21 protein-coding genes are annotated in these 24,869 nt (G+C 70.1%); 9 read left to right on the top strand and 12 right to left on the bottom strand.

All coding sequences use genetic code 11. From position 1 onward, the window contains the following. Positions 1 to 55 precede the first annotated feature (55 nt). The 10 genes from SPR02S_RS12515 to SPR02S_RS12470 form a co-directional block, all read right to left on the bottom strand. Positions 56 to 1,186, bottom strand: a complete 1,131-nt coding sequence (locus SPR02S_RS12515; RefSeq protein ID WP_026150467.1) for an acyl-CoA dehydrogenase family protein — start codon at positions 1,184 to 1,186, stop codon at positions 56 to 58. 70 nt (positions 1,187 to 1,256) lie between these two features. Continuing rightward, positions 1,257 to 3,107, bottom strand: coding sequence for an acetyl/propionyl/methylcrotonyl-CoA carboxylase subunit alpha (locus tag SPR02S_RS12510; protein ID WP_026150466.1), 1,851 nt, complete (start codon positions 3,105 to 3,107; stop codon positions 1,257 to 1,259). A gap of 26 nt (positions 3,108 to 3,133) precedes the next feature. Then, on the bottom strand, positions 3,134 to 4,732 hold the full coding sequence (locus SPR02S_RS12505) for an acyl-CoA carboxylase subunit beta (RefSeq protein ID WP_019057303.1): 1,599 nt from the start codon (positions 4,730 to 4,732) through the stop codon (positions 3,134 to 3,136). Next, a complete protein-coding gene (locus tag SPR02S_RS12500; protein ID WP_019057302.1) occupies positions 4,729 to 6,444 on the bottom strand; it encodes an acyclic terpene utilization AtuA family protein in 1,716 nt (571 codons plus the stop codon). Before SPR02S_RS12500 ends, SPR02S_RS12505 begins: the two co-directional genes overlap by 4 nt. Further along, positions 6,441 to 7,247 carry a TIGR03084 family metal-binding protein gene (locus tag SPR02S_RS12495; protein WP_019057301.1) on the bottom strand — a complete coding sequence of 269 codons (807 nt, stop codon included), beginning with the start codon at positions 7,245 to 7,247 and terminating at the stop codon, positions 6,441 to 6,443. Before SPR02S_RS12495 ends, SPR02S_RS12500 begins: the two co-directional genes overlap by 4 nt. A gap of 175 nt (positions 7,248 to 7,422) precedes the next feature. Then, positions 7,423 to 8,379 carry an EamA family transporter gene (locus SPR02S_RS12490; protein WP_078622870.1) on the bottom strand — a complete coding sequence of 319 codons (957 nt, stop codon included), beginning with the start codon at positions 8,377 to 8,379 and terminating at the stop codon, positions 7,423 to 7,425. A gap of 81 nt (positions 8,380 to 8,460) precedes the next feature. Then, complete coding sequence (locus SPR02S_RS12485) at positions 8,461 to 10,593, bottom strand: ABC transporter ATP-binding protein (RefSeq protein WP_019057299.1); 2,133 nt, start codon at positions 10,591 to 10,593, stop codon at positions 8,461 to 8,463. Positions 10,594 to 10,704: 111 nt separating this feature from the next. After that, positions 10,705 to 10,836 carry a hypothetical protein gene (locus SPR02S_RS65700; protein WP_019057298.1) on the bottom strand — a complete coding sequence of 44 codons (132 nt, stop codon included), beginning with the start codon at positions 10,834 to 10,836 and terminating at the stop codon, positions 10,705 to 10,707. A 266-nt stretch (positions 10,837 to 11,102) separates the two neighbouring features. Beyond that, complete coding sequence (locus SPR02S_RS12475) at positions 11,103 to 11,864, bottom strand: metallophosphoesterase family protein (protein WP_019057297.1); 762 nt, start codon at positions 11,862 to 11,864, stop codon at positions 11,103 to 11,105. After that, positions 11,861 to 14,848: an FAD-binding and (Fe-S)-binding domain-containing protein gene (locus SPR02S_RS12470; RefSeq protein ID WP_019057296.1), complete on the bottom strand. Its 2,988-nt coding sequence runs from the start codon at positions 14,846 to 14,848 to the stop codon at positions 11,861 to 11,863. Before SPR02S_RS12470 ends, SPR02S_RS12475 begins: the two co-directional genes overlap by 4 nt. 267 nt (positions 14,849 to 15,115) lie before the next feature. Between SPR02S_RS12470 and SPR02S_RS12465 the strand changes: the two genes are divergently transcribed. The 7 genes from SPR02S_RS12465 to serC all read left to right on the top strand — a co-directional run bounded on the left by SPR02S_RS12465 (position 15,116) and on the right by serC (position 21,998). Next, a complete protein-coding gene (locus tag SPR02S_RS12465; protein WP_019057295.1) occupies positions 15,116 to 16,876 on the top strand; it encodes a sensor histidine kinase in 1,761 nt (586 codons plus the stop codon). Further along, on the top strand, positions 16,873 to 17,277 hold the full coding sequence (locus SPR02S_RS12460; protein ID WP_019057294.1) for a roadblock/LC7 domain-containing protein: 405 nt from the start codon (positions 16,873 to 16,875) through the stop codon (positions 17,275 to 17,277). Before SPR02S_RS12465 ends, SPR02S_RS12460 begins: the two co-directional genes overlap by 4 nt. Then, positions 17,277 to 17,621: a DUF742 domain-containing protein gene (locus tag SPR02S_RS12455; RefSeq protein ID WP_019057293.1), complete on the top strand. Its 345-nt coding sequence runs from the start codon at positions 17,277 to 17,279 to the stop codon at positions 17,619 to 17,621. Before SPR02S_RS12460 ends, SPR02S_RS12455 begins: the two co-directional genes overlap by 1 nt. Next, positions 17,602 to 18,243 carry a GTP-binding protein gene (locus tag SPR02S_RS12450; protein WP_078622869.1) on the top strand — a complete coding sequence of 214 codons (642 nt, stop codon included), beginning with the start codon at positions 17,602 to 17,604 and terminating at the stop codon, positions 18,241 to 18,243. The genes SPR02S_RS12455 and SPR02S_RS12450 overlap by 20 nt, the downstream gene beginning before the upstream one ends. Further along, positions 18,240 to 19,457 carry a cytochrome P450 gene (locus SPR02S_RS12445; protein WP_019057291.1) on the top strand — a complete coding sequence of 406 codons (1,218 nt, stop codon included), beginning with the start codon at positions 18,240 to 18,242 and terminating at the stop codon, positions 19,455 to 19,457. Before SPR02S_RS12450 ends, SPR02S_RS12445 begins: the two co-directional genes overlap by 4 nt. 68 nt (positions 19,458 to 19,525) lie before the next feature. Further along, entirely contained in the window at positions 19,526 to 20,758 is a 1,233-nt protein-coding gene (locus SPR02S_RS12440; protein ID WP_019057290.1) for a cytochrome P450 family protein, read from the top strand. Between the two features lie 121 nt (positions 20,759 to 20,879). After that, positions 20,880 to 21,998: a phosphoserine transaminase gene (gene serC, locus SPR02S_RS12435; protein WP_019057289.1), complete on the top strand. Its 1,119-nt coding sequence runs from the start codon at positions 20,880 to 20,882 to the stop codon at positions 21,996 to 21,998. 86 nt (positions 21,999 to 22,084) lie between these two features. Here the strand turns inward: serC and SPR02S_RS65695 are convergent, their stop codons facing one another. Both SPR02S_RS65695 and SPR02S_RS62990 read right to left on the bottom strand, forming a co-directional pair. Then, positions 22,085 to 22,327 (bottom strand): cupin domain-containing protein, encoded by a 243-nt coding sequence (locus tag SPR02S_RS65695; RefSeq protein WP_158697808.1) that lies wholly within the window; start codon positions 22,325 to 22,327, stop codon positions 22,085 to 22,087. A 66-nt stretch (positions 22,328 to 22,393) separates the two neighbouring features. Further along, positions 22,394 to 22,591 (bottom strand): hypothetical protein, encoded by a 198-nt coding sequence (locus SPR02S_RS62990; protein ID WP_158697807.1) that lies wholly within the window; start codon positions 22,589 to 22,591, stop codon positions 22,394 to 22,396. A 285-nt stretch (positions 22,592 to 22,876) separates the two neighbouring features. On the opposite strand from SPR02S_RS62990, the gene SPR02S_RS55625 reads away from it, so the two are divergent. Together SPR02S_RS55625 and SPR02S_RS12420 are read left to right on the top strand one after the other, a co-directional pair. Then, on the top strand, positions 22,877 to 23,251 hold the full coding sequence (locus SPR02S_RS55625; RefSeq protein ID WP_019057287.1) for a winged helix-turn-helix transcriptional regulator: 375 nt from the start codon (positions 22,877 to 22,879) through the stop codon (positions 23,249 to 23,251). A 155-nt stretch (positions 23,252 to 23,406) separates the two neighbouring features. Next, positions 23,407 to 24,771 (top strand): purine-cytosine permease family protein, encoded by a 1,365-nt coding sequence (locus SPR02S_RS12420; RefSeq protein WP_019057286.1) that lies wholly within the window; start codon positions 23,407 to 23,409, stop codon positions 24,769 to 24,771. Positions 24,772 to 24,869: the final 98 nt, after the last annotated feature.

Below are 24,869 nucleotides of genomic sequence, written 5' to 3'. Positions count from 1 at the left end.
CGGGGCTTCAAGCCGGCGCGGGGCTTCAAGCCGGCTTCGGGCCTTGGCCCCCGGGTCAGTACGACTTCGGGAGGCCCAGGGTCTGGTGGGAGACGTAGTTGAGAATCATCTCCCGGCTCACCGGAGCAATACGAGCCACGCGCGCGGCAGTTATCAACGAAGCGAGCCCGAACTCCCGCGTGAGGCCGTTTCCGCCGAGGGTGTGCACCGACTGGTCCACCGCCCGCACGCACGCCTCCCCCGCTGCGTACTTGGCCATGTTGGCGGCCTCGCCCGCGCCCACGTCGTCACCGGCGTCGTACAGATACGCCGCCTTCTGCATCATCAGGCGGGCGAGTTCGAGGTCGATGTGCGCCTGGGCGAGGGGGTGGGCGATGGCCTGGTGGGCGCCGATGGGGGCGTCCCATACGGTGCGGTCTCGCGCGTACTCGATGGCTCGGGCCAGCGCGTAGCGGCCCATGCCGATCGCGAAGGCGGCGGTCATGATGCGCTCGGGGTTGAGACCGGCGAAGAGTTGGAGCAGGCCCGCGTCCTCGTCTCCTACGAGTGCGTCGGCGGGGAGTCGTACGTCGTCCAGGGTCAGCTCGAACTGCTTCTCGGCGGCGGTGAGTTCCATGTCTATCTGGCGGCGGGTGAAGCCGGGGGCGTCTCGCGGGACGATGAACAGGCAGGGCTTCAGGCGTCCCGTTCGGGAGTCTTCCGTGCGGCCGACTATGAGGGTTGCGTCGGCCAGGTCCACGCCGGAGATGAAGACCTTGCGGCCGGTGAGGAGCCAGTCCGTGCCGTCTTTGCGGGCTGTGGTGGTGATGCGGTGGCTGTTGGAGCCTGCGTCGGGTTCCGTGATGCCGAAGGCCATTGTTCGGGTGCCGTCGGCCAACGCGGGGAGCCAGGTTTGTTTTTGGTCTTCTGTGCCGAAGCGGGCGATCACTGTTCCGCAGATCGCGGGTGACACGACCATCATCAGCAGGGGGCAGCCTGCCGCTCCCAACTCCTCCAGGACGATGGAGAGTTCGGAGATGCCGCCGCCTCCGCCGCCGTATTCCTCGGGGATGTTGACGCCCAAGTAGCCTAGTTTTGCCGCCTCGGACCAGAGTTGCTCGCGGTCATAGGTGCGGCCGTGTCTTTTGCCCAGGGCGGATACAGCTTCACGTAGGGCTTTGTGCTCGTTTGTTTCGGTCGTGGGCATGTGGCTCCCTCGTTGTGGCTGGTCGCGCTCGCGCGGCGGTAGCCGCAAATAGATACAGCCCCGCGCCCCTTTAGGTGGGCTGGACTACCGCCAATAGGGCGGCTAGCTGGACTTGTTGGCCAGGTACCGCGTTCAGGGCCGTTAGTTTTCCTGTTGCCGGGGCTGTGATCTTGTGTTCCATCTTCATTGCCTCCAGCCACAACAGGGGCTCACCGGCGGTCACTTCGGCCCCTACCGCCAGGCCCTCCGCCACCCTCACCACCGTGCCCGGCATCGGTGCCAGCAGTGAGCCGGGGGCCAGTTGGGCGGCGGGGTCGGGGAAGCGGGGTAGGGCTGTCAGGGTGGTCGCGTTCACGTACACCTGGTCGTCGCCGTAGCTCGCGACCTCGAACTTCCTTTGCACGCCGTCCACTTCGAGTACGACCCGCTCGGCGTCGGCATGCACCACGCGCACCCCTTCCGCCGTCAGGCCCTCCCTCGTGTGGCGGTACTGGACCTCGCACTCGGTGTCGCCCATGGCGTAGCGCTTGGTCTGGGGCTGGGAGGGGAGGTTGCGCCAGGAGCCTCCGAAGCGGGAGCGGCCGTGGGTGTCCGCCAGGGCGGCAGCCAAGGGGGCGTGCGGGTCGGGGGCTCGTTGGGTGAGTTCCGGGAGGTGGCGGTCGTAGAAGCCCGTGTCCATGTGGGCGGTCGTGAACTCCTTGTGGCGCAGGGAGTTGACGAGGAGGGCTCGGTTGGTGAGCGGGCCGTGGATTGTCGCTTGTTCCAGGGCGCCCGCGAGTTTGCGGAGGGCTTCCGCGCGAGTGGGGGCGTGGGCCACGACCTTGGCGAGCATCGGGTCGTAGTGGACGCCGATGTCGTCGCCGTCGGTGTAACCGGTGTCCAGTCGGACGCCGTTCGGGACGGCCAGGCGGTGCAGGGTGCCGGTTTGGGGGGTCCAGTCGGTTGCCGGGTCCTCGGCGTAGAGGCGGGCCTCTATCGCGTGGCCGTGCGGGCTGGGGGGTTCGGTTTCCAGGGGTTCGCCCTCGGCGATCCGGAGTTGCAGGGCCACCAGGTCTATGCCGAACACGGCCTCTGTCACCGGGTGTTCGACCTGGAGGCGGGTGTTCATCTCCAGGAAGTGCGCCTTGCCGTCGGGGGAGATCAGGAACTCGACCGTTCCGGCGCCCTCGTAGGCGACCGCGCGGGCGGCGCGTACCGCCAACTCGCTCAGTTCCTGCGCCAGTTGATCCGGCAGGCCCGGGGCCGGGGACTCCTCGATCACCTTCTGGTGGCGGCGTTGGAGGGAGCAGTCGCGGGTGCCGAGGGACCAGACCGTGCCGTGGGTGTCGGCGAGGATCTGTACCTCGACGTGCCGGCCGCCCTCCACGTAGGGCTCGACGAAGACCTCGCCGTCGCCGAAGGCGCTCGTCGCCTCGCCACGAGCGGCCGTCAACTCAGCGTCCAGATCGGCTAGTTGTCGTACGACGCGCATGCCGCGTCCGCCGCCACCCGCCGCCGCCTTCACCAGGACCGGGAGGTCGGCCTCGGTGACGTGTTCCAAGGGCGCGATGCCCATCAGTTGCTTGGCGCGGGTCTTGGAGGCCATGGCCTCGATCGCCTCGGGTGGCGGGCCGATCCAGACCAGGCCGGCGGCCAGGACGGCGCGGGCGAAGTCGGCGTTCTCGGAGAGGAAGCCGTAGCCGGGGTGGACCGCGTCCGCGCCCGCCGCGACGGCCGCCTTCACGATCAACTCGCCGCGCAGGTACGTCTCTTGGGGTGTTGCCCCGGGCAGTCGTACCGTCGCGTCGGCCACGCGCGCGTGGAGCGCGTTCTCGTCGGCGTCCGAGTGGACGGCGACCGTGCGGATGCCCAGTTCGCGGCAGGTGCGGAAGATCCGGCAGGCGATCTCGCCCCGGTTGGCGACAAGGACGGTCGCGATCATGTGGTCCCTCATGTCGGTCATGGCCCTCACATCCGGAAGACGCCGAAGCCACCGCGCGCGCCCTCGTAGGGCGCGGTGTGGATGGCGGACAGGCACAGGCCGAGGACGGTGCGGGTGTCGCGCGGGTCGATGACACCGTCGTCGTACAGCCGCCCCGACAGGAACATCGGCAGTGACTCGGACTCGATCTGCTGCTCCACCATGGCGCGCAGCGCCGCGTCCGCGTCGTCGTCGTACGGCTGCCCCTTCGCCACGGCCGACTGGCGGGCGACGATCGACAGGACGCCGGCGAGTTGCTGGGGGCCCATGACGGCGGACTTGGCGCTGGGCCAGGCGAACAGGAAGCGGGGGTGGTAGGCGCGCCCGCACATGCCGTAGTGGCCGGCGCCGTACGAGGCGCCCATGAGGACGGAGAGATGCGGTACGCGGCTGTTGCTGACGGCGTTGATCATCATCGCGCCGTGCTTGATGATGCCGCCCTGTTCGTACTCCTTGCCGACCATGTAGCCGGTGGTGTTGTGCAGGAAGAGCAGCGGGATGTCGCGCTGGTTGGCCAACTGGATGAACTGGGCGGCCTTTTGGGACTCCTGGCTGAAGAGGACCCCTTGGGCGTTCGCCAGGATGCCCACCGGATAGCCGTGCAGGGTGGCCCAACCCGTCACCAGGCTCGTGCCGTAGAGGGGCTTGAACTCGTCGAAGTCGGAGGCGTCTACGAGCCGGGCGACGACCTCGCGGGGATCGAAGGGGGTCTTCAGGTCCCCCGGGACGATGCCCAGCAGCTCGTCCTCGTCGTACTTGGGAGGTGCTGCCGGGGCCGGATCGCCGTACGCCTTACGGTGGTTGAGGCGGGCGACGACGCGGCGCGTCTGCCGCAACGCGTCCTGCTCGTCCACGGCGAAGTGGTCCGCGAGGCCCGAGACGCGCGCGTGCATCTCGGCGCCGCCGAGCGACTCGTCGTCGCTCTCCTCGCCGGTCGCCATCTTCACGAGCGGCGGCCCGCCGAGGAACACTTTCGCCCGCTCCCTGACCATGATCACGTGGTCGGACATGCCAGGGATGTACGCGCCACCGGCGGTCGAGTTGCCGAAGACGACCGCGATGGTCGGGATGCCGGCGGCCGAAAGGCGGGTCAGGTCGCGGAAGATGGCGCCGCCCGGGATGAAGATCTCCTTCTGGGACGGGAGATCGGCGCCTCCGGACTCGACGAGGCTGATGCAGGGAAGGCGGTTGGCGAGGGCGATGTCGTTGGCGCGCAGGGCCTTCTTCAGGGACCAGGGGTTGCTGGCGCCGCCACGGACGGTCGGGTCGTTGGCGGTGATCAGGCACTCCACGCCCTCTACGACACCTATGCCGGTGACGAGTGAGGCGCCGACCGCGTAGTCGCTGCCCCAGGCGGCGAGCGGGGAGAGTTCGAGGAAGGGCGTGTCGGGGTCGAGGAGCAGTTCGATGCGCTCGCGAGCGAGCAACTTGCCGCGCTTGCGGTGCCGTTCGACGTATTTCGGCCCGCCACCCGCGAGAGCTTTGGCGTGCTCGGCGTCGAGTTCGCCGAGCTTGGCGAGCATGGTCTCGCGGTGGGCCGCGTAGTCGGGACCGTTGGTGTCCAGGGCGGTCGGGAGGACGGTCACAGGAGGGCCTCCGGTATGTCCAGACGACGGGAACGCAGCCATTCGCCCAGGGCCTTGGCCTGCGGATCGAAACGATGCTGGGCGGCGACGCCCTCGCCGAGAATCCCCTCGACGACGAAGTTGAGGGCGCGGAGGTTGGGCAGCACGTGCCGCGTCACACCCAACTCGGCGGTCTCCGGCAGGAGTTGCTTGAACCGCTCGACGGTCAGCGCATGGGCGAGCCAGCGCCACGCCTCATCCGTACGCGCCCACACCCCCACGTTGGCGTTCCCTCCCTTGTCGCCGCTACGGGCCCCGGCGACCAGACCAAGGGGCGCCCGCGTCGTGGGCCCGTCCGGCGGAGGCTCGGGGAGGGTCGGCTGCGGAACGTCTTCCAGTACGCGGGTGTCGTGGGCCGGGGCCACAGCAATCCGGCGCCCGTCATGGAGGACGGCCATATGGTCGACGGCGCCATGGGGGACATACACATCATCGAAGACGCCATAGGGCGCTCCCTTTCCAGGTGGGGTCAGCACATGGAAGCCGGGGTAACTGGCGAGTGCGAGCTCGACGGCCGCCGCGCTCAACGCCCGCCCGACGGTCTCCTGATCGGGATCCCGCACGACGAGCCGCAGCAGTGCGCTGGCGGTCTCCTCGGTGGAGGCGTCCGCGTGGTCGGTACGGGCGAGATCCCAACGGAGTTCACCGGGCCGGGACTTGGCGTTCCCCTCGTCGAACGCGGCCTCCATCTGCTCCCGGACGAGTGTGGCCTTGCGCTCGATGTCGAGCCCGGTGAGCACGAAGGTGACCTCGTTGCGGAAGCCGCCCAGCCGGTTGAGCCCGACCTTGAGGGTGGGCGGCGGAGCCTCCCCCCGCACCCCCTCGATCCGCACCCGATCGTCCCCGGTCTCGTCCTCCCCGATCCGGACGGTGTCGAGGCGGGCGGTGACGTCGGGGCCGGCGTACCGGGCGCCGTGCGTCTCGTACAGGAGCTGCGCGGTGACGGTACCGACGTCCACGACTCCCCCCGTGCCGGGGTGCTTGGTGATGACGCAGGAGCCGTCCCCGTGGATCTCGGCGAGCGGAAAGCCGGGGCGGCGGAGCTTTTCGGGCGCGTGCTCGGTGAAGAAGGCGTAGTTGCCGCCGGTCGCCTGGGTCCCGCACTCCAGCACATGTCCGGCGACAACGGCCCCCGCGAGCCGGTCGTAGTCGCCCGCCCCCCACCCGAAGTGCGCGACGGCGGGCCCCGCGACCAGGGCGGCATCGGTGACACGCCCGGTGACCACGACCTCGGCCCCCGCATCAAGACAAGCGGCGATCCCGAAACCACCGAGATAGGCATGCGCGGCGAGAGCATCCGGATACCGACCGGCGAGATCGTCCCCCTCGACATGCGCGACCCGTACGGCTATCCCGAGCCGATCCGCCAACTTCCGTACGGCGTCGGCGAGTCCGGCGGGATTGAGCCCTCCGGCGTTGGTGACGATCCGCACCCCACGCTCCTGGGCGAGCCCGAGACACTCCTCCAACTGCTTGAGGAAGGTACGGGCGTACCCGGCGCCGGGGTCCTTGAGCCGGTCCCGGCCCAGGATGAGCATGGTCAGCTCGGCGAGGTAGTCACCGGTGAGGACGTCCAGTTGACCGCCGGTGAGCATCTCGCGGAGGGCGTCGAACCGGTCGCCGTAGAAGCCGGAGGCGTTGCCTATGCGGAGGGGGGCGACGGTGGAAGTCACTCTCCGGCCCCCTTCGACTTCGGCGGACGCCCGGCGCCGGGTGGCCCCGCGAAGGCCTGGGCGATGTCGAGCCATCGATCGGCATCGGGACCGACCGCCTCCACCGCGAGGTCGGTGCGGTGGGCGCGCTGGGTGACGAGGAGGCAGAAGTCGAGGGCGGGGCCGGTGACACGTTGCGGAGCGTCTTCGGGACCGTAGACCCACAACTCACCCTCGCCGGAGGGAGCGTGGAGTTCGACGCGGAACTCCTCGCTCGGCGGGGTGAGCCCATGCACACCGAAGGCGAAGTCACGTGCGCGCACACCGATGCGCACCACATGCCGGAGCCGATCTGTAGGTGGCCGAACCACACCGACCGCGTCGGCGACATCCTGCCCATGGGCCCAGGTCTCCATAAGCCGACCGGTGGCCATGGAGGCGGCCGACATGGGTGGGCCGTACCAGGGGAAGCGGGTTCCTGTGGATGCGGAGTACAGGGCGTCCAGCAGCGCCGCCCGCCCGGCCCGCCAGTCGGCGAGAAGCTGGGTGGGTGTCTTCGAGGCCCCCTCCTGCGCTCCCTCGTCCACGAACGTCTCGGGAGTGGCGAGGGCCTTCTCGACCAGCGCACGGAACGCGTCCTCGTCCGTCACGGCGAGCAGGGCGGAGTGGTCGGTCCAGGCCAGGTGGGCGATCTGGTGGGCGACGGTCCAGCGGGCAGCGGGGGTCTCGACGGCCCAGCCCTCCGGCCTCAACTCGGCTACCAGCCGGTCGAGTTCCTCGCTCTCCTCACGCAGGTCGTCGAACACGCGCGTCGGATCGGACATGGGGGGAGCATGGCAGGGGCGCCAGAAACAATCAAGCGTGCTTGCATTATTGAGTGGGGGGTGTGGGATGAGGAAGGGACGGGGAAGTGCTGTGGGCCTGAGCCGTGGAGTGGACGTCGGGCCGCCCGCTTCTTTGTGAGAGTCGGGCTTCCGTGCACCTACACACCCGGTCCACCTACGCCTCTACCTTCACCTTCCCCCGGCCCACCTGCGTCCGCACCGCCCCCATGCTCGCCGCGATGACCAGCGCAATAGCCATCGCCTCAGGAACGGACAGTGCCTGGTGGAGGATCAGGAAACCCGCCGTCGCCGCCACGGCCGGTTCCAGGCTCATCAGGATGGCGAAGGTGGAGGCGGGGAGGCGGCGCAGGGCGAGGAGTTCGAGGGTGTAGGGCAGGACCGAGGAGAGGATCGCAACCGCAGAGCCGAGGGCGAGCGTCGTGGGGTTCAGGAGCTTCGTGCCCGACTCCGCGATGCCTAGCGGCAGGAACACCACCGCCGCCACGACCATCGCCAGCGCCAGCCCGTCGGCCTGGGGGAAGCGGCGCCCCGTGCGGGCGCTGAAAACTATGTACGTGGCCCACATGGCGCCGGCGCCCAGGGCGAACGCCACACCTACAGGGTCCAGGCTGCTGAAGCCTCCGCCGCCGAGGAGGAAGACGCCCGCCAGGGCGAGCCCCGCCCACACCGCGTTCAGTGCGCGCCGGGACGTCAGGACCGAGAGGGCGAGCGGGCCGAGTACCTCCAGCGTCACCGCCGGGCCCAGGGGGATGCGGGCCAGCGACTGGTAGAAGAGGCCGTTCATCGCGGCCATGGTGACGCCGAAGACGACGACCGTGCCCCAGTCCGCGCGTGAGTGACCGCGCGGGCTCGGGCGGCAGATCACGAGCAGGACCACCGCGGCCACCAGCAGGCGGAGCGCGACCACACCCAGCGCGCCCACCCGCGGCATCAGCGTCACCGCCAGCGCGCCGCCGAACTGCACCGAGATACCTCCGGCCAGCACCAGACCCACCGGTCCGAGCGAACCCCCGCGGCGCGGGGCGGCGGCGGTCGGAGTGGCCACGGGGGCGGTGGTCGACGTACTGGTGGGGATGCTCACGGGGCTTCCAGGGCTCGGCTCAGCGCGCATTCGTCCATCACGATGCACTGCTCGGTCCATGGTAATGGACTTAGACAGGTGTGAGAACCCTTTATGCAGCTGTCGCTGGGCCTAGTCCCGGAACAGGGGCCGGCCGTCGGGGAGGCTGGTGGGCATGGGCCCGAAGAGGGGATCGGAGTACTCCGGATACTCGGTCTGCGGGTAGGCCTGCGGGCAGGTCTGTGAGTAGGCCGGCGGGTAGGTCGGTTGATACGTCGGCTCGTACACCGGCTCGTACGTCTGCGGCGGCGCCCAGCTCTCGACGAAAATCGGCGCCGGGGAGTATCCGTAGCCCACGCCCGCCGCCGCACCCTCCGCCACTGCCACCGGCACGCCCACCGGCACCCCTACCGGGATCCCCCTCTCCGCGAACGACGGCAGCCTCAACTCCCCCGTGTCCATCGCCGCGTTGTTCTGCGAGCGGTGCAGTCGCGAGTACGCCCCGCCCCGCGCCATCAACTCCTCGTGCCGGCCCGTCTCCACGATCCGGCCCCGGTCCACGACCAGGATGCGGTCGGCGTCGGGGGCGAGGTTGAGGTCGTGGGTGATCATGATGGTCGTACGGCCCGCCATCAGGCGTCGTAGGGGCTTTACGACCCGACGGGCGGCCATCGAGTCCAGGCCGGTGGTCGGTTCGTCGAGGACCAGGACCGGGGCGTCGCGCAGGATCGCGCGGGCGATCGCCAGGCGCTGGAGCTGACCGCCGGACAGGCGGGCCGAGTTGGGGTCGACCTTCGTGTCGTAGCCGTCGGGGAGGCGGAGGATGAACTCGTGCGCGTCGGCGGCGACGGCCGCGTCCATGATCGCCTGCTCGCTCGCGCCGGGCCGGCCGCAGGCGATGTTCGCGCGGACGGTGTCGTGCAGGACCAGCGTCTCCTGGGGGAGCAGGGTGACGTACTCGCGCAGGCGGGCCAGCGGGAGGTTCCGCAGCGGTACGCCGTCGAGGAGGACCTCGCCCGCGTCGGGGTCGTAGAAGCGGAGCAGCATTTTGGAGACCGTGGACTTGCCGGCGCCACTGGGGCCGGTGACGATCACCAGTTCGCCGGGGTTGACGGTGAAGGAAAGGCCGTCCAGGGCGACTCGGTCGGCGCCGGGGTAGCTGAAGGAGACGTCGCGGAGTTCGACGGTGCCGTCGGGGCGGCCGGTCTCCGTGTCGCGGGCGGGGTCGGCGACGGACGGGCGTACGTCGAGGATCTCGATGAGGCGTTCGGCGCCCGCGGTGGCGGCGGTGATGGTCAGGCCGAGTTGGGCCAGGCCGCGGACGGGCGGGTAGAGGTAGCCCAAGAAGGCGGAGAACGCGAGGAGTTGGCCGAGGGTCATACGGCCGGTGGAGATCTCCCAGGCGCCGATGCCGATGACGGCGAGCACGCACACGGTCTCGATGACGGCGACGAGTTGCTCGTACGCCTCGTTGAGCCGCGTCGAGCGGACGGAGGCCCGGAACCAGGCGCCGGCCTCCTCGTTCAGGCGGCGGCGTTCGGCGTCGCGGCGGCCGTAGGCCTGGGTGAGGACGATGTTGCCGAGGGACTCCTCGACGACGGAGGTGATCGCGCCGTCGGCGACCCGGCCTTCGCGCGAGACGTCCTTGATGGAGCCGGAGAAGCGGCGGGCCGCCAGCCAGAAGAGGGGGGCGAGGACGAAGGTGGCGGCGGCGAGGTCCCAGCGGAGCCAGAACGCGGCGGCGGCGTAGAAGAGGGCGGAGAAGATCGCGGAGGCGGTGCCGATGACGCCGGACACGACGAGGGTCTCGATCGCCTCGACGTCGCCAGTGAGGCGGGACAACAGGTCGCCCTGGCGGTGCCGTTGGAAGAAGTGTGGGGGCAACTGCTGTACGTGGTCGAAGACATGCTCGCGCAGTCTCATCACGAAGCGTTCGGTGGCCCAGGCGGCAAGGGAGTTGCCGGCGTACGAGACGAACGCGCCGACGATCGCCACGCCCAGCCACTTGGCGGCGGGGCTCCAGAAGGCGCTCAGCGAGCCCTTCGCGAGGGCGCGGTCGGTGAGGTCGCTGAAGAGGAGGATGGCCTCGGTCTCGGCGAGTGCGCCGACGATGGTGCACACCCAGACGAGCATCAGCCAGCGTCTGAGACCCGCGGTGAGCGGCCAGAACCGCCGGAAGGCGACTTTGGCGGGAATGGTGGGAGTTCCGTAGTCCTCGTCGTATTCGTCGAGGTCTTCCTGATCAGGATCCGCCGTCGCATCCATATCCACGCCCACAATCCCCTCCGCTTTCCGTCATCAGAATTCTCTTGGATTTTCGAATTCGGGAAAGAAAAGAGGGCCGACTGCGTGGGTCGGCCCTCTTCTACTGCCGGTTCAGCTGTCCTGGCCGGGCAGCGGCTTCGGCAGCGGCTTCGGCTGGTGCTTCTTGCGCGGCTTCGGGGGCGGCGGCGGGAGCTGCTTCGACTTGGGCTTGGGGGGCAGCGGGGCGAGCTTCTTGAGGCTCATGCCGAACTCCTTGGGTTGTGCAGTGGATTGTGCGTCAAAGTCGAGCGTTTTACCGCCCGGGGAATTCCCGACACCGAGGAACTTACACGCGGCCGACGCCACGAAGCAGCAAAGTCGGCAAGCAAACGGCAAGCAGGTGCTGTGAATACCTTTGCGAATCCTGAGTTACGACCCCGAACCTGAGAGTTCTCTGATAAACCTGAGAGCAGCCTTAATGAACCTGTGCTTCCGCCCTCAGCCGGGCGCCCTTGAAGTCGTATACGGCGTCACCCGCGCCCGTCCCGAGGCCCGAACATCTCCAGTGCTTCCGTGTCCGACGCCCGTGCGTTGAGGAAGTAGTCCGCCCACTCGGCGATCTCCGGGTAGCCGGACTCGCGGGTGAGGCGGGTGATCGCCGCCGGGATGTCGTACGGCGTGACGCGCAGGTCCGTGCCGGGGCCGAGCAGGCACCAGTGGGCGCCGGTGCGGCCGTACGGCATGCCGATGCTGCCGGGGTTGACGATCAGGCGGCCTTGGGCGAGGCGGATGTACGGCATGTGGGTGTGGCCGCAGACGACCGTGCGGATGTCGTCGTCGAGGCCGGTGAGGACCTCGGTCCAGCGGGCGGGGCGGGAGTCGACCAGGACAACTTCCTCGTCGTTTCGGGGAGTTGCGTGGCAGAACAGGACCCGTCCGTGGCCGCGGACGGGGAGCGTCAACGTCTTGGGGAGGGTGGCCAGGAAGTCGATCTGGTCGGGGCGGAGGGCGGTCGCCGCGTAGGGGGCGATCGGGTCGGGGATCTCGTCGCGTTCGCCCCTGCGGTACTCGACCAGTTCGCGGTCCGCGTTGCCCGCGATCCACAGCACTCGGTCGCCCTGGGCCCTCAACAGGTCGACCACTTCCGCCGGTTGGGGGCCGGCCGTGATGTCGCCGGTGAGGACGATGCGGTCGGCGGTGGCCACCTCCGGTTCGGCGAGGACCGCTTCCAGAGCGGGGAGTACGCCGTGGATGTCGGAGAGGACCGCGACTCGGCCCAGTTCGTCGGTCACTTCCCCTCTCCCTCCAGCACCTCCGCCAGCACCTCCGCCAAATGCCGCCCCCGTACCCCCGCCATCTGCTCCAGCTGCGTCCGGCACGAGAAGCCGTCCGCCAAGATCACCGCCCCGTCCGGTGCTTCCCTCACCGATGGCAACAGCTGTTCCTCCGCGCACGTCGCCGACACCTCGTAGTGGCCCTTCTCGAAGCCGAAGTTGCCTGCCAACCCGCAGCAGCCGCCCGCCAGTTCGCCGGTCAGGCCCGCTGCCGCGCGGAGGCGGCGGTCGGGGGTGTCGCCCAGGACCGCGTGTTGGTGGCAGTGGGTCTGGCCGACCGCGGGGCGGTCGATGCGGGGCGGGGTCCAGTCGGGGGCGAGCTGCTCCAGGGCCTCGGCGAAGGTGAGGATCGACGCGGCGAGGCGGGCCGCTCGGGGGTCGTCGGGGAGTAGCTCGGGGAGGTCCGTGCGGAGGGCCGCCGCGCAGCTCGGTTCCAGGACGACGAAGTGCGCCGGAATCTCGTCCGTCTCGGGCAGGTCGGGGCTCAGGAACACATCCAGCAGGTCCAGCGTGTTGCGCAACACCGCGCGGGCGCGGTCCAGTTGGCCGGTCGACACATAGGTCAGGCCGCAGCAGACGCGGACTCGGCGGGCCTTCCAGGGGCTGAAGGTGTACGACGTGCCGTCGCCGTCCTCGTCCGGTGTCTCCGTCACGCCCATGGTCTTCGCCGGCATGGGCACCACGAAGAGCCCGGCCGCCTCCAGTACGCGCACGGCCGCCATTCCCACCGACGGTGAGAGGTGCTCCGTGAAGGTGTCCGGCCAGACCATGACCGCGCCGCCCCGGGGGCGCTCCGGTTCCCGGCCCGATCGCCAGTCGGCGCGCATGCCCCGCAGCTTCGCCCTGAACCATCGCTTCGACCATCGGGTGAACGTCACCCGCGCGACCCGAGGGATCCTCCGCTCGGGCGCGATCCCGCCGAGCCTCTTCGCCGCCCACGCCAACGGCCCCACCGCAGCAAGGGAGTTGACCAGCCACGCCGTACGCGTGCGTTCCACGAGTCGCAGCCAGCGCGGCAGCCAGCCCATCGAGTAGTGGGCCGCGGGCCTGCGGCACCCCTCGTAGTGGTGGTGCAGGAACTCCGCCTTGTATGTGGCCATGTCGACGCCGACCGGGCAGTCCGTGCGGCAGCCCTTGCAGGACAGGCAGAGGTCCAGTGCGTCCCGGACCTCCGTCGACTGCCAGCCGTCGGTGACCAGTTCGCCCGCGAGCATCTCGTGGAGGAGTCGGGCCCGCCCGCGTGTGGAGTGCGCCTCCTCGCCCGTCGCGCGGAACGACGGGCACATCACCGACGATCCGGACACCTCTGTCGTACGGCACTTGGCCACCCCCACGCAGCGCCGTACCGCCGCCGAGAAGTCGCCGCCGTCGGACGGGTAGCCGAACACCACGTCCACCGGTTCGCGCGGGAGCACCGAGAAGCGGAGGTTCGAGTCGAGCGGGGCCGGTCGCACCAGCATGCCGGGGTTGAGGAGGTCGTCCGGGTCCCATACCCCTTTCGCTCGCTCGAACAGGGTCACCATCTCGGCGCCGTACATCTTCGGGAGGAGTTCCGCGCGTGCCTGGCCGTCCCCGTGTTCGCCGGAGAGCGAGCCGCCGTGCGCCGTCACCAACTCGGCCAGTTCCTCGGAGAAGCGGCGGAAGCGGGCCACCCCCGGCTCCGTCAGCAGGTCGAAGTCGATGCGGACGTGGATGCAGCCGTCCCCGAAGTGGCCGTACGGCGTGCCCCGTAGGTCGTGCGCGGCCAGCAAACCCCTGAAGTCCCGTAGGTACGGGCCCAGTTGAGCCGGTGGTACCGCGCAGTCCTCCCAGCCCGGCCACGCCTCCGAGCCGTCCGGCATCCTCGTCGCCGTGCCGCTCGCGTCCTCGCGGATGCGCCACAGGGTCCGTTGGCCCGCAGGGTCGGTCACCACCAGGGAGTCGAGGACGTCGGCCGCGCGGACGATCGTCTCCGCACGCGCGCGTGCCTCCGCCTCCGTGTCGCCGCCCGTTTCGACGAACAGCCAGGCGCCGCCCCGGGGGAGGTCGGCCGTGGAGCGGACCAGGTCGGCCGCCATGCCCTCGACGGTGAGCGGCGAAAAAGGCAGGAGCCCCGCCGCCGCCTCCGCCGCCGCGCTCTCGTCGGCGTAGCCGAGTACCGCCAACGCACGCGCGCGGGGTGCCTCGACAAGGCGTACGACCGCCTCCGTGAGGATGCCCAGCGTGCCCTCGCTGCCGCAGAAGGAGCGGGCGACGTCCGCGCCGTTCGCGGGGAGGAGGGCGTCCAACGCGTAGCCCGAGATGCGGCGGGGGAGGTCCGGGAAGCCGGAGCGCAGGCGGGCCAACTCGGCTTCCACGAGGGGGCGTAGGCCCTCTGGGGCGCCCGCCCAGTCGCGGCCCAGCGTCAGGCGGTCGCCCCGCGCGGTGATCACCGACAGTTCGCTCACGCTGTCCGCCGTCGTGCCCCAGGCGACCGAGTGGGAGCCGCAGGAGTTGTTGCCGATCATCCCGCCGAGGGTGCAGCGGCTGTGGGTCGAGGGGTCGGGGCCGAAGCGCAGACCGTGCGGGGCGGCAGCCTGTTGGAGGCGGTCGAGCACCAGGCCGGGCTGCACGACCGCCATACGGGAGGCGGGGTCCAGGGACACCAGGCCGTTCATGTGGCGGGTGAAGTCCAGGACCACGCCCGTGCCCGTCGCCTGGCCGGCGATCGACGTGCCGCCGCCGCGTGCCACCACCGGCACCCCGTGCGCCCGGCACGCCGCGAGCGTCGCCGCCACGTCCTCGGCGTCACGGGGCGCGACGACACCCAGCGGAACGCGCCGGTAGTTGGACGCGTCCATCGTCATCAGCGCCCGGGACGTGACGTCGAAACCGACCTCGCCCCGGACGGTGCCGCGCAGCTCCGCCTGGACAGCCGCCAGTTCCGCCCGAGCACCCACCGACTCCGTCTGAAGATCCGCCATGCCCCCAGCATGCACCCGACCACTGACAGTGACCGCCCGGCATCTGACGAAACGTTCCGGGAAACTTCGCGCCGACGGACCACCAATTCCGTAAACGCATCCAGAACCTACCCAGTTCGATCACTAACTCTCATATAGTGACCGTCAGTTGAGCACCCGGTGTCGCTTCTCGCCCAGGAACCCGACGAGCACCCCCCGAGGACACGACCGAGGACGACTGAGGACCACGACCAAAGACGCCCGAGGACCCGACCGAGGACCCCCTTCATGACCGCCCCCATACTTCCCGGCGAACGACCCACCTTCCGCACCGTCGCCCCCGCGCCCCTGTTCACCGCCGTGCTGGCCGGGCTCGCGGTCGCCGGCGCGGTCTATGTGACCCCTGGTTCGAAGCGCCTCGCGGTCGCCTGCGGTGCCGGTGCCGGCGCGCTGCTGCTGTGCGCGGCCGTCGCGCTCGCCGCGCACGCGTACCAGACGGCCCGGATCACCCGCCGCCGCCTGGAGGCCGTCACCCTGGACGCGGGGCGGCTGCTGCAGGAACGGGCCCGGCTGAGCACCGACTTCGACCGGGAGCGCGTGCAGCTGACCGAGGAGCTGACCCACGAGCGGGCTCGGCTGACCACCGAACTCTCGCAGGAACGCGCCCGGTTGACCTCCGACTTCTCCCAGGAGCGCATGCGGCTCACCACCTCCTTCGCGGAGGAGCGCACCCGCCTCACGGAGGAGCGCGAGCTGGAGCGCGCCCGGCTGACCGCCGAGAACAAGCAGCTGTCCGAGAAGGCCCGCCGGGACTCCCACGAGCGGGCCGCCGCGCTCTCCGCGACCGCCAACGCGGCCGGCCGGATGCAGGCGTTGGCCACCGGCATGCTCGCCGACCTGCGCGCCATGGAGGAGCGGCACTCGGACGAGGACGTCCTCGCCGACCTGCTCCACCTCGACCACCGCACCGCGCAGGCGGGCCGTATCGCCGACTCCGTCGCCGTGCTCACGGGAGCGCGCTCCGGCCGCCGTTGGGCCCGTCCGATCGCCATGGAGTCGATCCTGCGCGGCGCGATGGGCCGGATCAGCGGCTACCAGCGCGTGCGTGTGCACTCCGCGAGCGACACCGCCGTCGCCGGGCACGCGGCCGAGGGCGTGATGCACGCGCTCGCCGAACTCCTCGACAACGCCGCGAACTTCTCGCCGCCGAGCGCCGAAGTGCATGTCTACGTAGAAGAAGTGCCCGCCGGGGTCATCCTCTCGGTGGAGGACAGCGGTCTGGTCATGGGCGACATCCAGCTGCGCCGCGCCGAGCGTGCCGTCTCCGGTGACTCGACCGAACTGGGCGGCCTCACCGGCACCCGGCTCGGCCTCGCGGTCGTCGGGCGACTCTCCCGCAAGTACGGCCTGAAGGTGTCGTACCGGCCCTCCGCGCGGGGCGGCACCGGCGTCCTGATGCTCGTACCGCAGGACATCCTGGTGCCCCAGGACGCGCCGACACCGCAGGTGTCCCTGGACCTGCCCGAGCCGTCACCGTCGCCGCAGCCCTCGCCTTCAACACCGGTGGATCCGGAGGCGGTTCCCGAGTCCGAGCCCGAGTCCGCGCCCTCCGTCCGGGACCATCCGTGGATGTCCTACGCCGCCGGGCGCACCCTCGCCGATCTGGACCCGGACCCGGTGCCCACGCACGAGTCGCCGGAGCGCGGTATCCTCGCCGACGCGGTGACGGACGTAGCGGACGCGTTGCCCGAAGGCCTGCCCAAGCGGCGCCGGGGTCAGGCGCTCGCGGAAGCCGAGCGTTCACGCGCGCGTGCCGAGTCCCCGGTGCCCGAGACGCCCCGTCCCGCCCCCTCGGCCGACGACACCCTCGCCCGCACCGCCCGCTTCAACAGCTTCCGCCGGGCCGTACGCGAGGCGGCGACCGACCAGGGCACGCGCGCGTCCGACATCGACTCGGACAGCCCCGTATCAGCGAACAGCGCGGACAGCCCCGTATCAGCAGAGCCCGCCCCCTCCCTCTCCCACTCGGAAGGCAACCCCACCTCATGACCGGCACGACCACCGCCGACGAGAAGCTCACCTGGCTCATCGAGGGCCTCCTGGAGCGCACCCCGGGTGCGCGGCACGCGCTCGTGCTGTCGCGGGACGGCCTCAAGCTGTGCCGGACGCCCGAACTCTCCGTCGACCAGGCCGACCAGCTCGCCGCGATCGCCGCCGGGATCCAGTCGCTGTCGCACGGCGCGTCGGTGGAGTTCGGGGACGGCAGCGGGGGTGTGCGCTCCGCGATGACGGAGTTCTACGGCGGGGTGCTGTTCATCGTCGAGGCGGGCGAGGGCGCGCATCTGGCCCTGGTCACCGCCGAGGACGCGGACGCGGGGCTGATCGGGCACAACATGAGCGAGCTGGTCGAACAGCTCGGCGAGCACCTGCGCGCGGAACCCCGTTCGTGATGAGCCGCCCCGGCAGGGACGACTCACCCGACCGCCTCTACACGCTCACCGGAGGCCGCACCCGTTCCGGCCCGGACAGCCCGTTCGACCTGGTGACCCTCGTGGTCGCCGAGTGCGATCCGGCGACCGGGATGCAGTCGGAGCACGCGGCGATCCTGCGGATCACCGAACACCCCACGGCCGTAGTCGAGTTGGCGGCCGAACTGAAACTCCCGGTGTCCATCACCAAGATCCTCCTCTCCGACCTTCTCACGGCCGGCCGGGTCAGCGCCCGCCATCCGCGCAAGGCCGATCTCGATCCCGACGTCCTGGAACAGGTGCTCGTTGGACTCCGCAACCTCTGACGCGCGCACCCCCTTGGGTGCCTCCGCCGACAACGGCCTGAAGATCGTGGTCGTCGGCGGCTTCGGCGTCGGCAAGACCACGCTGGTCCGCTCGGTCAGCGAGATACGTCCCCTCAACACCGAGGAGACGATGACGAAGGCCGGCGAGGCCGTCGACGACATCAGCGAGGTGCGCGGCAAGTCCGCGACCACCGTCGCCTTCGACTTCGGCCGCATCACACTCGACGCCCGCAATGTGCTGTACCTGTTCGGCGCCCCCGGCCAGGAGAGGTTCTGGTTCCTCTGGGACCGACTGTTCTCCGGAACGCTCGGCGCGGTCGTCCTCGTCGACACCCGCCGCATCGGCGACTCCTGGTACGCCATCGACCGCCTCGAACACCACGGCACCCCCTTCATCGTGGCCTGCAACGACTTCGGCGGCCAGACCTACGCCCCGCAGCAGATCCGCGAGGCCCTCGACCTCGACCCGCACGTCCCCCTCCTGGACTGCGACGCCCGCTCCCGCGCGTCCGCGAAACAGGTCCTGATCAGCCTGGTCGAGCACGTCAAGAACCACCACGGCCCGCAGAGCGGTCGCTACGACACCCAAGTCCCCGCCCCTCACCAGGAGTTGGCCCTGTGACCGCCCCTGCCCCCGCGCCCGTACCGCTGAGCGGACCCAGGTTCCAGACCGAACCGGCGCAGCTGTACCGGGAGATGAGGCGCGAGCACGGCGCCGTGACCCCCGTGGTGCTCGACGGCGACGTACCGGCCTGGCTGGTGCTCGGCTACCGCGAGCTGCACCAAGTCACCGGCGATCCGGTGCTGTTCAGCCGTGACTCCGACCTGTGGAACCAGTGGGACGGCATCCCCGACGACTGGCCGCTGCTGCCGATGATCGGCCGTAAGCAGCCGTCGATCCTCTACACGGTCGGCGAGCGGCACCGCGAGCGCGTCGGCATGATCAGCGACGCGCTGGAGGCCGTCGACCCGTCCGAACTCCGGTCGTACACCGAGAAGTTCGCGGACGAACTGATCGACGGGATGTGCGCCAAGGGCGAGACGGACATCGTCGGCGACTACGCGATGCTGCTGCCGGTACGGGTCCTGGCCCGGCTCTACGGCTTCCGGGACGAGCAGGGTCCCGGCCTGGTGACCGCGCTCAACGACATGATCGACGGACGCGAACGCGCGATCGCCGGGCAGACCCATCTCGCCACGTCCATGGGGCGGTTGCTGGCCGACCGGAAGGACAATCCGGCCGACGACGTCGTGTCGCGGATGCTCACACACGACTCCGGCTTCGACGACTTCGAGATCGCCCAGGACTTGATGGTGATGATGGCGGCCGGCCACCAGCCGACCGCCGACTGGATCGGCAACTCGCTGCGGCTGATGCTGACGGACGACCGTTTCGCCGCCTCGCTGTTCGGTGGCCGCAACAGTGTCGCCGAGGCGATGAACGAGGTCCTCTGGGAGGACACCCCGACGCAGAACGTGGCCGGCCGCTGGGCCTCCCGCGACACCCAGCTCGGCGGTCGCCGTATCCGCGCCGGCGACCTGCTCCTGCTGGGCCTCCAGGGCGCCAACTCCGACCCCCAGGTCCGCACCGACGGCTCCGCGCTCACCGGCGGCAACAACGCGCACTTCTCCTTCGGGCACGGGGAGCACCGGTGCCCGTTCCCGGCACAGGAGGTGGCCGAGGTGATCGCGCGGACGGGGATCGAGGTCGTACTGGACCGCCTCCCGGACATCGACCTGGCGGTACCGGCCGAGTCCCTCACGCGGAGACCTTCGCCGTGGCTGCGGGGCCTGACCGCCCTGCCGGTCCGGTTCACGCCCGTCGCCGCGCACTGAGTTCCCGCCCTTGCGCCTTGCCCTGCCCTTCCTTTGAGCCCAGCCCCTGCCTTTGGAGGCACTCCCGCATGAGCACCGGTACCGAAGAGACCCGTATCGTCCTCGACCCCTTCGTCGGCGACCTGGACGGCGAGAGCGCCAGGCTGCGTGAGGCCGGTCCGCTGGCCGCCGTAGAACTGCCCGGTGGTGTGCCCGTGTGGGCGGTGACGCGGCACGCCGAGGCGAAACAGCTGCTCACGGATCCGCGGCTGGTGAAGGACATCAACGTCTGGGGTGCCTGGCAGCGCGGTGAGATCCCCGCGGACTGGCCGCTGATCGGGCTGGCGAACCCGGGCCGTTCGATGCTGACCGTGGACGGCGCGGACCACCGCCGGATGCGCACGCTGGTCGCGCAGGCGCTCACCCCGCGCCGGGTGGAGCAGATGCGGGAGCGGATCGCGAAGCGGACGCAGGGCCTGCTCGACGGCCTGGACGGGGACGAGGTCGAGGTCGACCTGAAGGCGGCGTTCGCGTACCCGCTCCCCATGTACGTCATCGCCGACCTGATGGGCATAGCGGAGGACCAACTCCCGCGCCTGAAGGAGCTGTTCGAGAAGTTCTTCTCGACGCAGACCCCGCCGGCCGAGGTGATCGCCACCCTCACGGAACTCGCGGGCATCATGGCCGCGACGGTCGCGGCCAAGCGCGCCGAACCCGGCGACGACCTGACCTCCGCCCTGATCGCGGCGTCCGAGAACGGCGACCACCTCACCGACGACGAGATCGTCTCCACGCTCCAGCTGATGGTCGCGGCCGGTCATGAGACGACGATCTCGCTGATCGTCAACGCGGTCGTCAACCTGTCGACGCACCCCGTCCAGCGCGCCCTGGTGCTGGCCGGCGAGGCCGACTGGTCCTCGGTGGTCGAGGAGACCCTGCGCCACTCGACGCCCACCTCGCACGTCCTGATCCGCTTCGCCACGGAGGACGTCCAGGTCGGCGACAAGGTCCTCCCGGCCGGGGACGCGCTGATCGTGTCGTACGCCGCGATCGGCCGCGACGAGGAGGCCCACGGCCCGACGGCGGGCGAGTTCGACATCACCCGCACCAGCGAGAACCGCCACATCTCCTTCGGCCACGGCCCGCACGTCTGCCCGGGCGCGGCGCTGTCCCGCCTGGAGGCGGACGTGGCGCTCCCGGCGCTCTACGAGCGCTTCCCGCACCTGGACCTGGCGGTCCCGGCGGCCGAGCTCCGCAACAAGCCGGTGGTGACGCAGAACGACATCTTCGAGCTGCCGGTAAAGCTCACGCCGGGCGACTGACACCGGGCGACTGATCCACTTGTCCACGGGCCGGACACGGGCCGGAGGGACCATCTCCTCGGTCGTCTCATCGAACGGACGCGTTTCCGTCCGGTTTCACCGAGGGGATACGCTCCGGCTCGTGGCTGATATCGAGATTCCCGCTGACATCAAGCCCGCCGACGGACGTTTCGGCGCTGGCCCCTCCAAGGTGCGGACGGAGGCGCTGGACGCGCTGGCCGCCACCGGTACGTCTCTGCTGGGTACGTCCCACCGCCAGGCCCCGGTCAAGAACCTGGTCGGCAAGGTGCGCGAGGGCGTCTCCGCCCTCTTCTCCCTCCCCGAGGGCTACGAGGTAGTCCTCGGCAACGGCGGTTCGACGGCCTTCTGGGACGTCGCGACCCACGGCCTGATCGACAACAAGTCCCAGCACCTGACCTTCGGCGAGTTCAGCTCGAAGTTCGCGAAGGCGGCCAAGCTGGCGCCGTGGCTGGCCGAGCCGACGGTCATCTCCTCCGACCCGGGCACGCACCCGGACCCGGCCGCCGAGGCGGGCGTGGACGTGTACGCGTACACGCACAACGAGACGTCGACGGGCGTCGCGGCCCCCATCAAGCGGGTCGCGGGAGCCGACGAAGGTTCCCTCGTCCTCGTGGACGCCACCTCGGGCGCGGGCGGCCTCCCGGTCGACATCGCCGAGACGGACGTCTACTACTTCGCCCCGCAGAAGTCCTTCGCCTCCGACGGCGGCCTGTGGATCGGCGTCTTCTCCCCGGCCGCGATCGAGCGCGCGGAGCGCATCCACGCGTCCGGCCGGCACGTGCCCGAGTTCTTCTCGCTCCCCACGGCGATCGACAACTCCCGCAAGAACCAGACGTACAACACCCCGGCCCTCTCCACCCTGTTCCTCCTCAACGAGCAGCTTGAGTGGATCAACGGCCAGGGCGGCCTTGCCTGGTCGACGGCCCGCACGAAGGACTCGTCGAGCCGCCTCTACACCTGGGCGGAGGAGTCGAAGTACGCGACCCCGTTCGTATCCGACGCCACCAAGCGCTCCCAGGTCATCGGCACGATCGACTTCGCCGACGAGATCGACGCGGCGGCCGTCGCCAAGGTCCTGCGCACCAACGGCATCGTCGACACCGAGCCCTACCGCAAGCTCGGCCGCAACCAGCTCCGCGTGGCGATGTTCCCGGCGATCGACCCGGCGGACGTCGAGGCGCTGACGAAGTGCATCGACTACGTCATCGAGAAGCTGTAGTCGTTTTCGCTACGACGACGGAGGGCGCCCCGCGGATCGACCGCGGGGCGCCCTCCGTCGTGAGGTTCAGGAATTCCCGAGTTCCGTCATGCGTCCCGGCCCATCATGACGACCGCGATGACGGCATCCACGCCATACGGATTCCGCCAGTTGTGCGGGGTGCCCAGCTGGGCGAACGCCTCCCCCGCCGACAGTTCCGCGGACGTCCCGTCCTCCATCTCCAGCACGATCCGTCCGGAGAGGACGATCCCGACGTCGAGCGAAGAGGTCTGGTGGAACTCCGCGGGCGGCGGAGTGTCCGGGGTCTCGGGGGCACGGTCACCGACCAGAACCGCACCCCGCCCGCCTCGGGGAAGAACGGCGACTCCACCGCGTCGTCCCCTGTTTTCGCCGCGTCACCGCCCGGCAGCACCCCGTCGGCCTCCCAGAGCCGGCTGAGGCCGCGCCCGTCCGGGACGGAGTTGACGGGCCACGACGTTGTCCTTGGCGATCGTCGAGAGGCCCGTCTCCGTCACCCCGGTCTCGACCACTCGGTAGCTGCTCGTCAGCGGCGTTTCATCCTGCTGTGCGCGAGTCGGTGCGGATCCGGTCATGTGGTGCCTCCATGGTGGGTCAGGGCGTCGGTGCGACGCATGTGACCTGGATACATACGATTGGTATGTAGCGCCACGGTAGGCCAGTATGGGAGGGCCTACAAAACACACATCCGTGTCCGCTACCGAAGGGGGGTGTCCGCAATGAAAGCTGTCTCAGTCCCTGCCTCAGTCCCTGCCTCAGTCCCTGTCTCAGTCCCTGTCTCAGTCCAGAAGGACCCAGCCGCGCTCCCGGGGCCCTGCGCCCGTATCCCGGTCGAGGACGCGGACTTCGTCCGCCAGATCATGGACCGGGTCGGGGACAAGTGGTCGTTGATGGTGATCGCGACCCTGCAGGACGGCGTGATGCGCTACACCGAGCTGCTGCACGCCATCCCCGGCATCTCCCAGCGCATGCTCTCGCGCACCCTGGCCCAGCTTCACCAGGACGGCCTGATCACCAGGACCGCCCACGCCGAGGTGCCGCCGCGGGTGGAATACGCCCTCGCCCCACTCGGCGCCAGCCTCAAGGACATCGTGGCCTCCCTGATCGAGTGGGCCATCACCCATCACGACGAGATCCGCCGGCACCGGGCCGCCGTCGAGACGGCCGACGCACGCCGGCGGGCGGATCAGCCGCGGGGCAGCATCACGGCGAAGGCGGCGACGACGGCCTTCTGACGCCGTTTTTACGCCGGTGAAACCGCAGCAGGGCACTTCGCACAGCCGGGGCGTCCCGGCTGGCACATCGGCACGCTGACATTCAGCGGCGGCGGAATTTAGCGTTCCGCCAGCGGCCCCTTTCCCGGGAGGCACCGCAGCCACTGGAGGTCCTGATGACCGAGAGATCCGTGGGCGTCGACGACTACGCCCTGACCCGAGTTCCGCACTCCGCGCGCTACCCGTGGTGGTCGGTGGCAGTACAGCGTTTTGGACAGGTGTCCGCGCTGAGCCAGTTCCTGCTGGGCGCGACGCTCGGTTACGGGATGACGTTCTGGAACGCCTTCTGGGCGTTCACCCTGGGCGCCCTCATCCTGGAGGCGGTCTCGGTGCTCGTCGGCGTCATCGCCGTACGGGAAGGGCTCAACACCTCGGTGCTGACCCGCTGGACCGGCTTCGGCCAGGGCGGCTCGGCGCTGATCGGCCTGGCCATCGGCATCAGCCTGATCGGCTGGTTCGGCATCCAGTCCGGGGTCTCCGCGCAGGGCCTGCACGGGCTGATCGGCGGGCTCCCCGAATGGGGCTGGTCGCTGCTGTTCGGGCTCGCCATCACCCTGATGGTGATGTGGGGCTTCGACTCGATGAAGTGGGCCGCCTACGTCACCGTGCCCGCGTTCCTGATCCTGGTCGGCTGGTCGGTCATCCGCGAGCTGTCCAACCACAGCCTCGGCTCGCTCGTCTCGTCGGCCCCGGTGGGACCGCACATATCCCTGCTCCAGGGGACGACCCTGGTGGCCGGCGGATTCATCGTCGGCGCGGTGGTCACCCCGGACATGACGCGCTTCAACCGGGGCACCGCCGACGTGGTCAAGCAGACCGTGCTCGGCTTCACGCTCGGCGAATACACCATCGGGATGTCCGGTGTGCTCCTCGCCCACGCGGTCCACTCCTCCGACATCATCACCATCGTCACCTCCTCGGTCGGCTGGGTCGGCACCCTGGTGATCGTCATGGGCACCCTGAAGATCAACGACTGGAACCTCTACAGCTCCAGCCTCGGCATCGTGAACTTCGTCGGCACGGTCTTCGGCCGCTCCGCCAACCGCGCGGTGGTGACCCTCGTGGTCGGCGTCGCGGGCAGCGTCCTCGGCGCGGCCGGGATCCTCGACAGCTTCACCGACTTCCTGGTCATCCTCGGGGTGGCCTTCCCGCCGATCGTCGGGATCATGGTCGCCGAGTACTTCATCGTCAAGCGCTGGCGCCCGGACCTCGAAGCCGGCCGCGCCACCGGCGAGTTGCCCGCGCAGGCGCCGACCTGGGTGCCCGCCACGCTGGTGATCTGGCTCGCCGCGTCGCTGGTCGGCAAGTACGTCGACTGGGGTCTGCCGAGCGTCAACTCGCTGCTGGTCGCCCTGCTCGGGTATGTCCTGGTGGGCAAGGCGGGACTGCTCATCCCGGTCGGCATCTCCCGTACCACCGACCTGCGCGGCGCGGCGCGGGCGACGGCCTCCGACCGCGTCCCCGAACCCGACCCGGTCTGACGGCGCCGGCCCGCCGTCAGGATCAGGGCCGCCGGGCAGCCGGGTGCCACCCGACAGCCTGGTGCCGCCCAACTGCCTTGATCCGTACGGCGGTCCGG

Source organism: Streptomyces prunicolor NBRC 13075 (assembly GCF_000367365.1).
Taxonomy (GTDB): Bacteria; Actinomycetota; Actinomycetes; order Streptomycetales; family Streptomycetaceae; genus Streptomyces; species Streptomyces prunicolor.
Note: the sequence above shows the minus strand (reverse complement) of the source record. Positions and strands in the feature narration are given on the sequence as shown.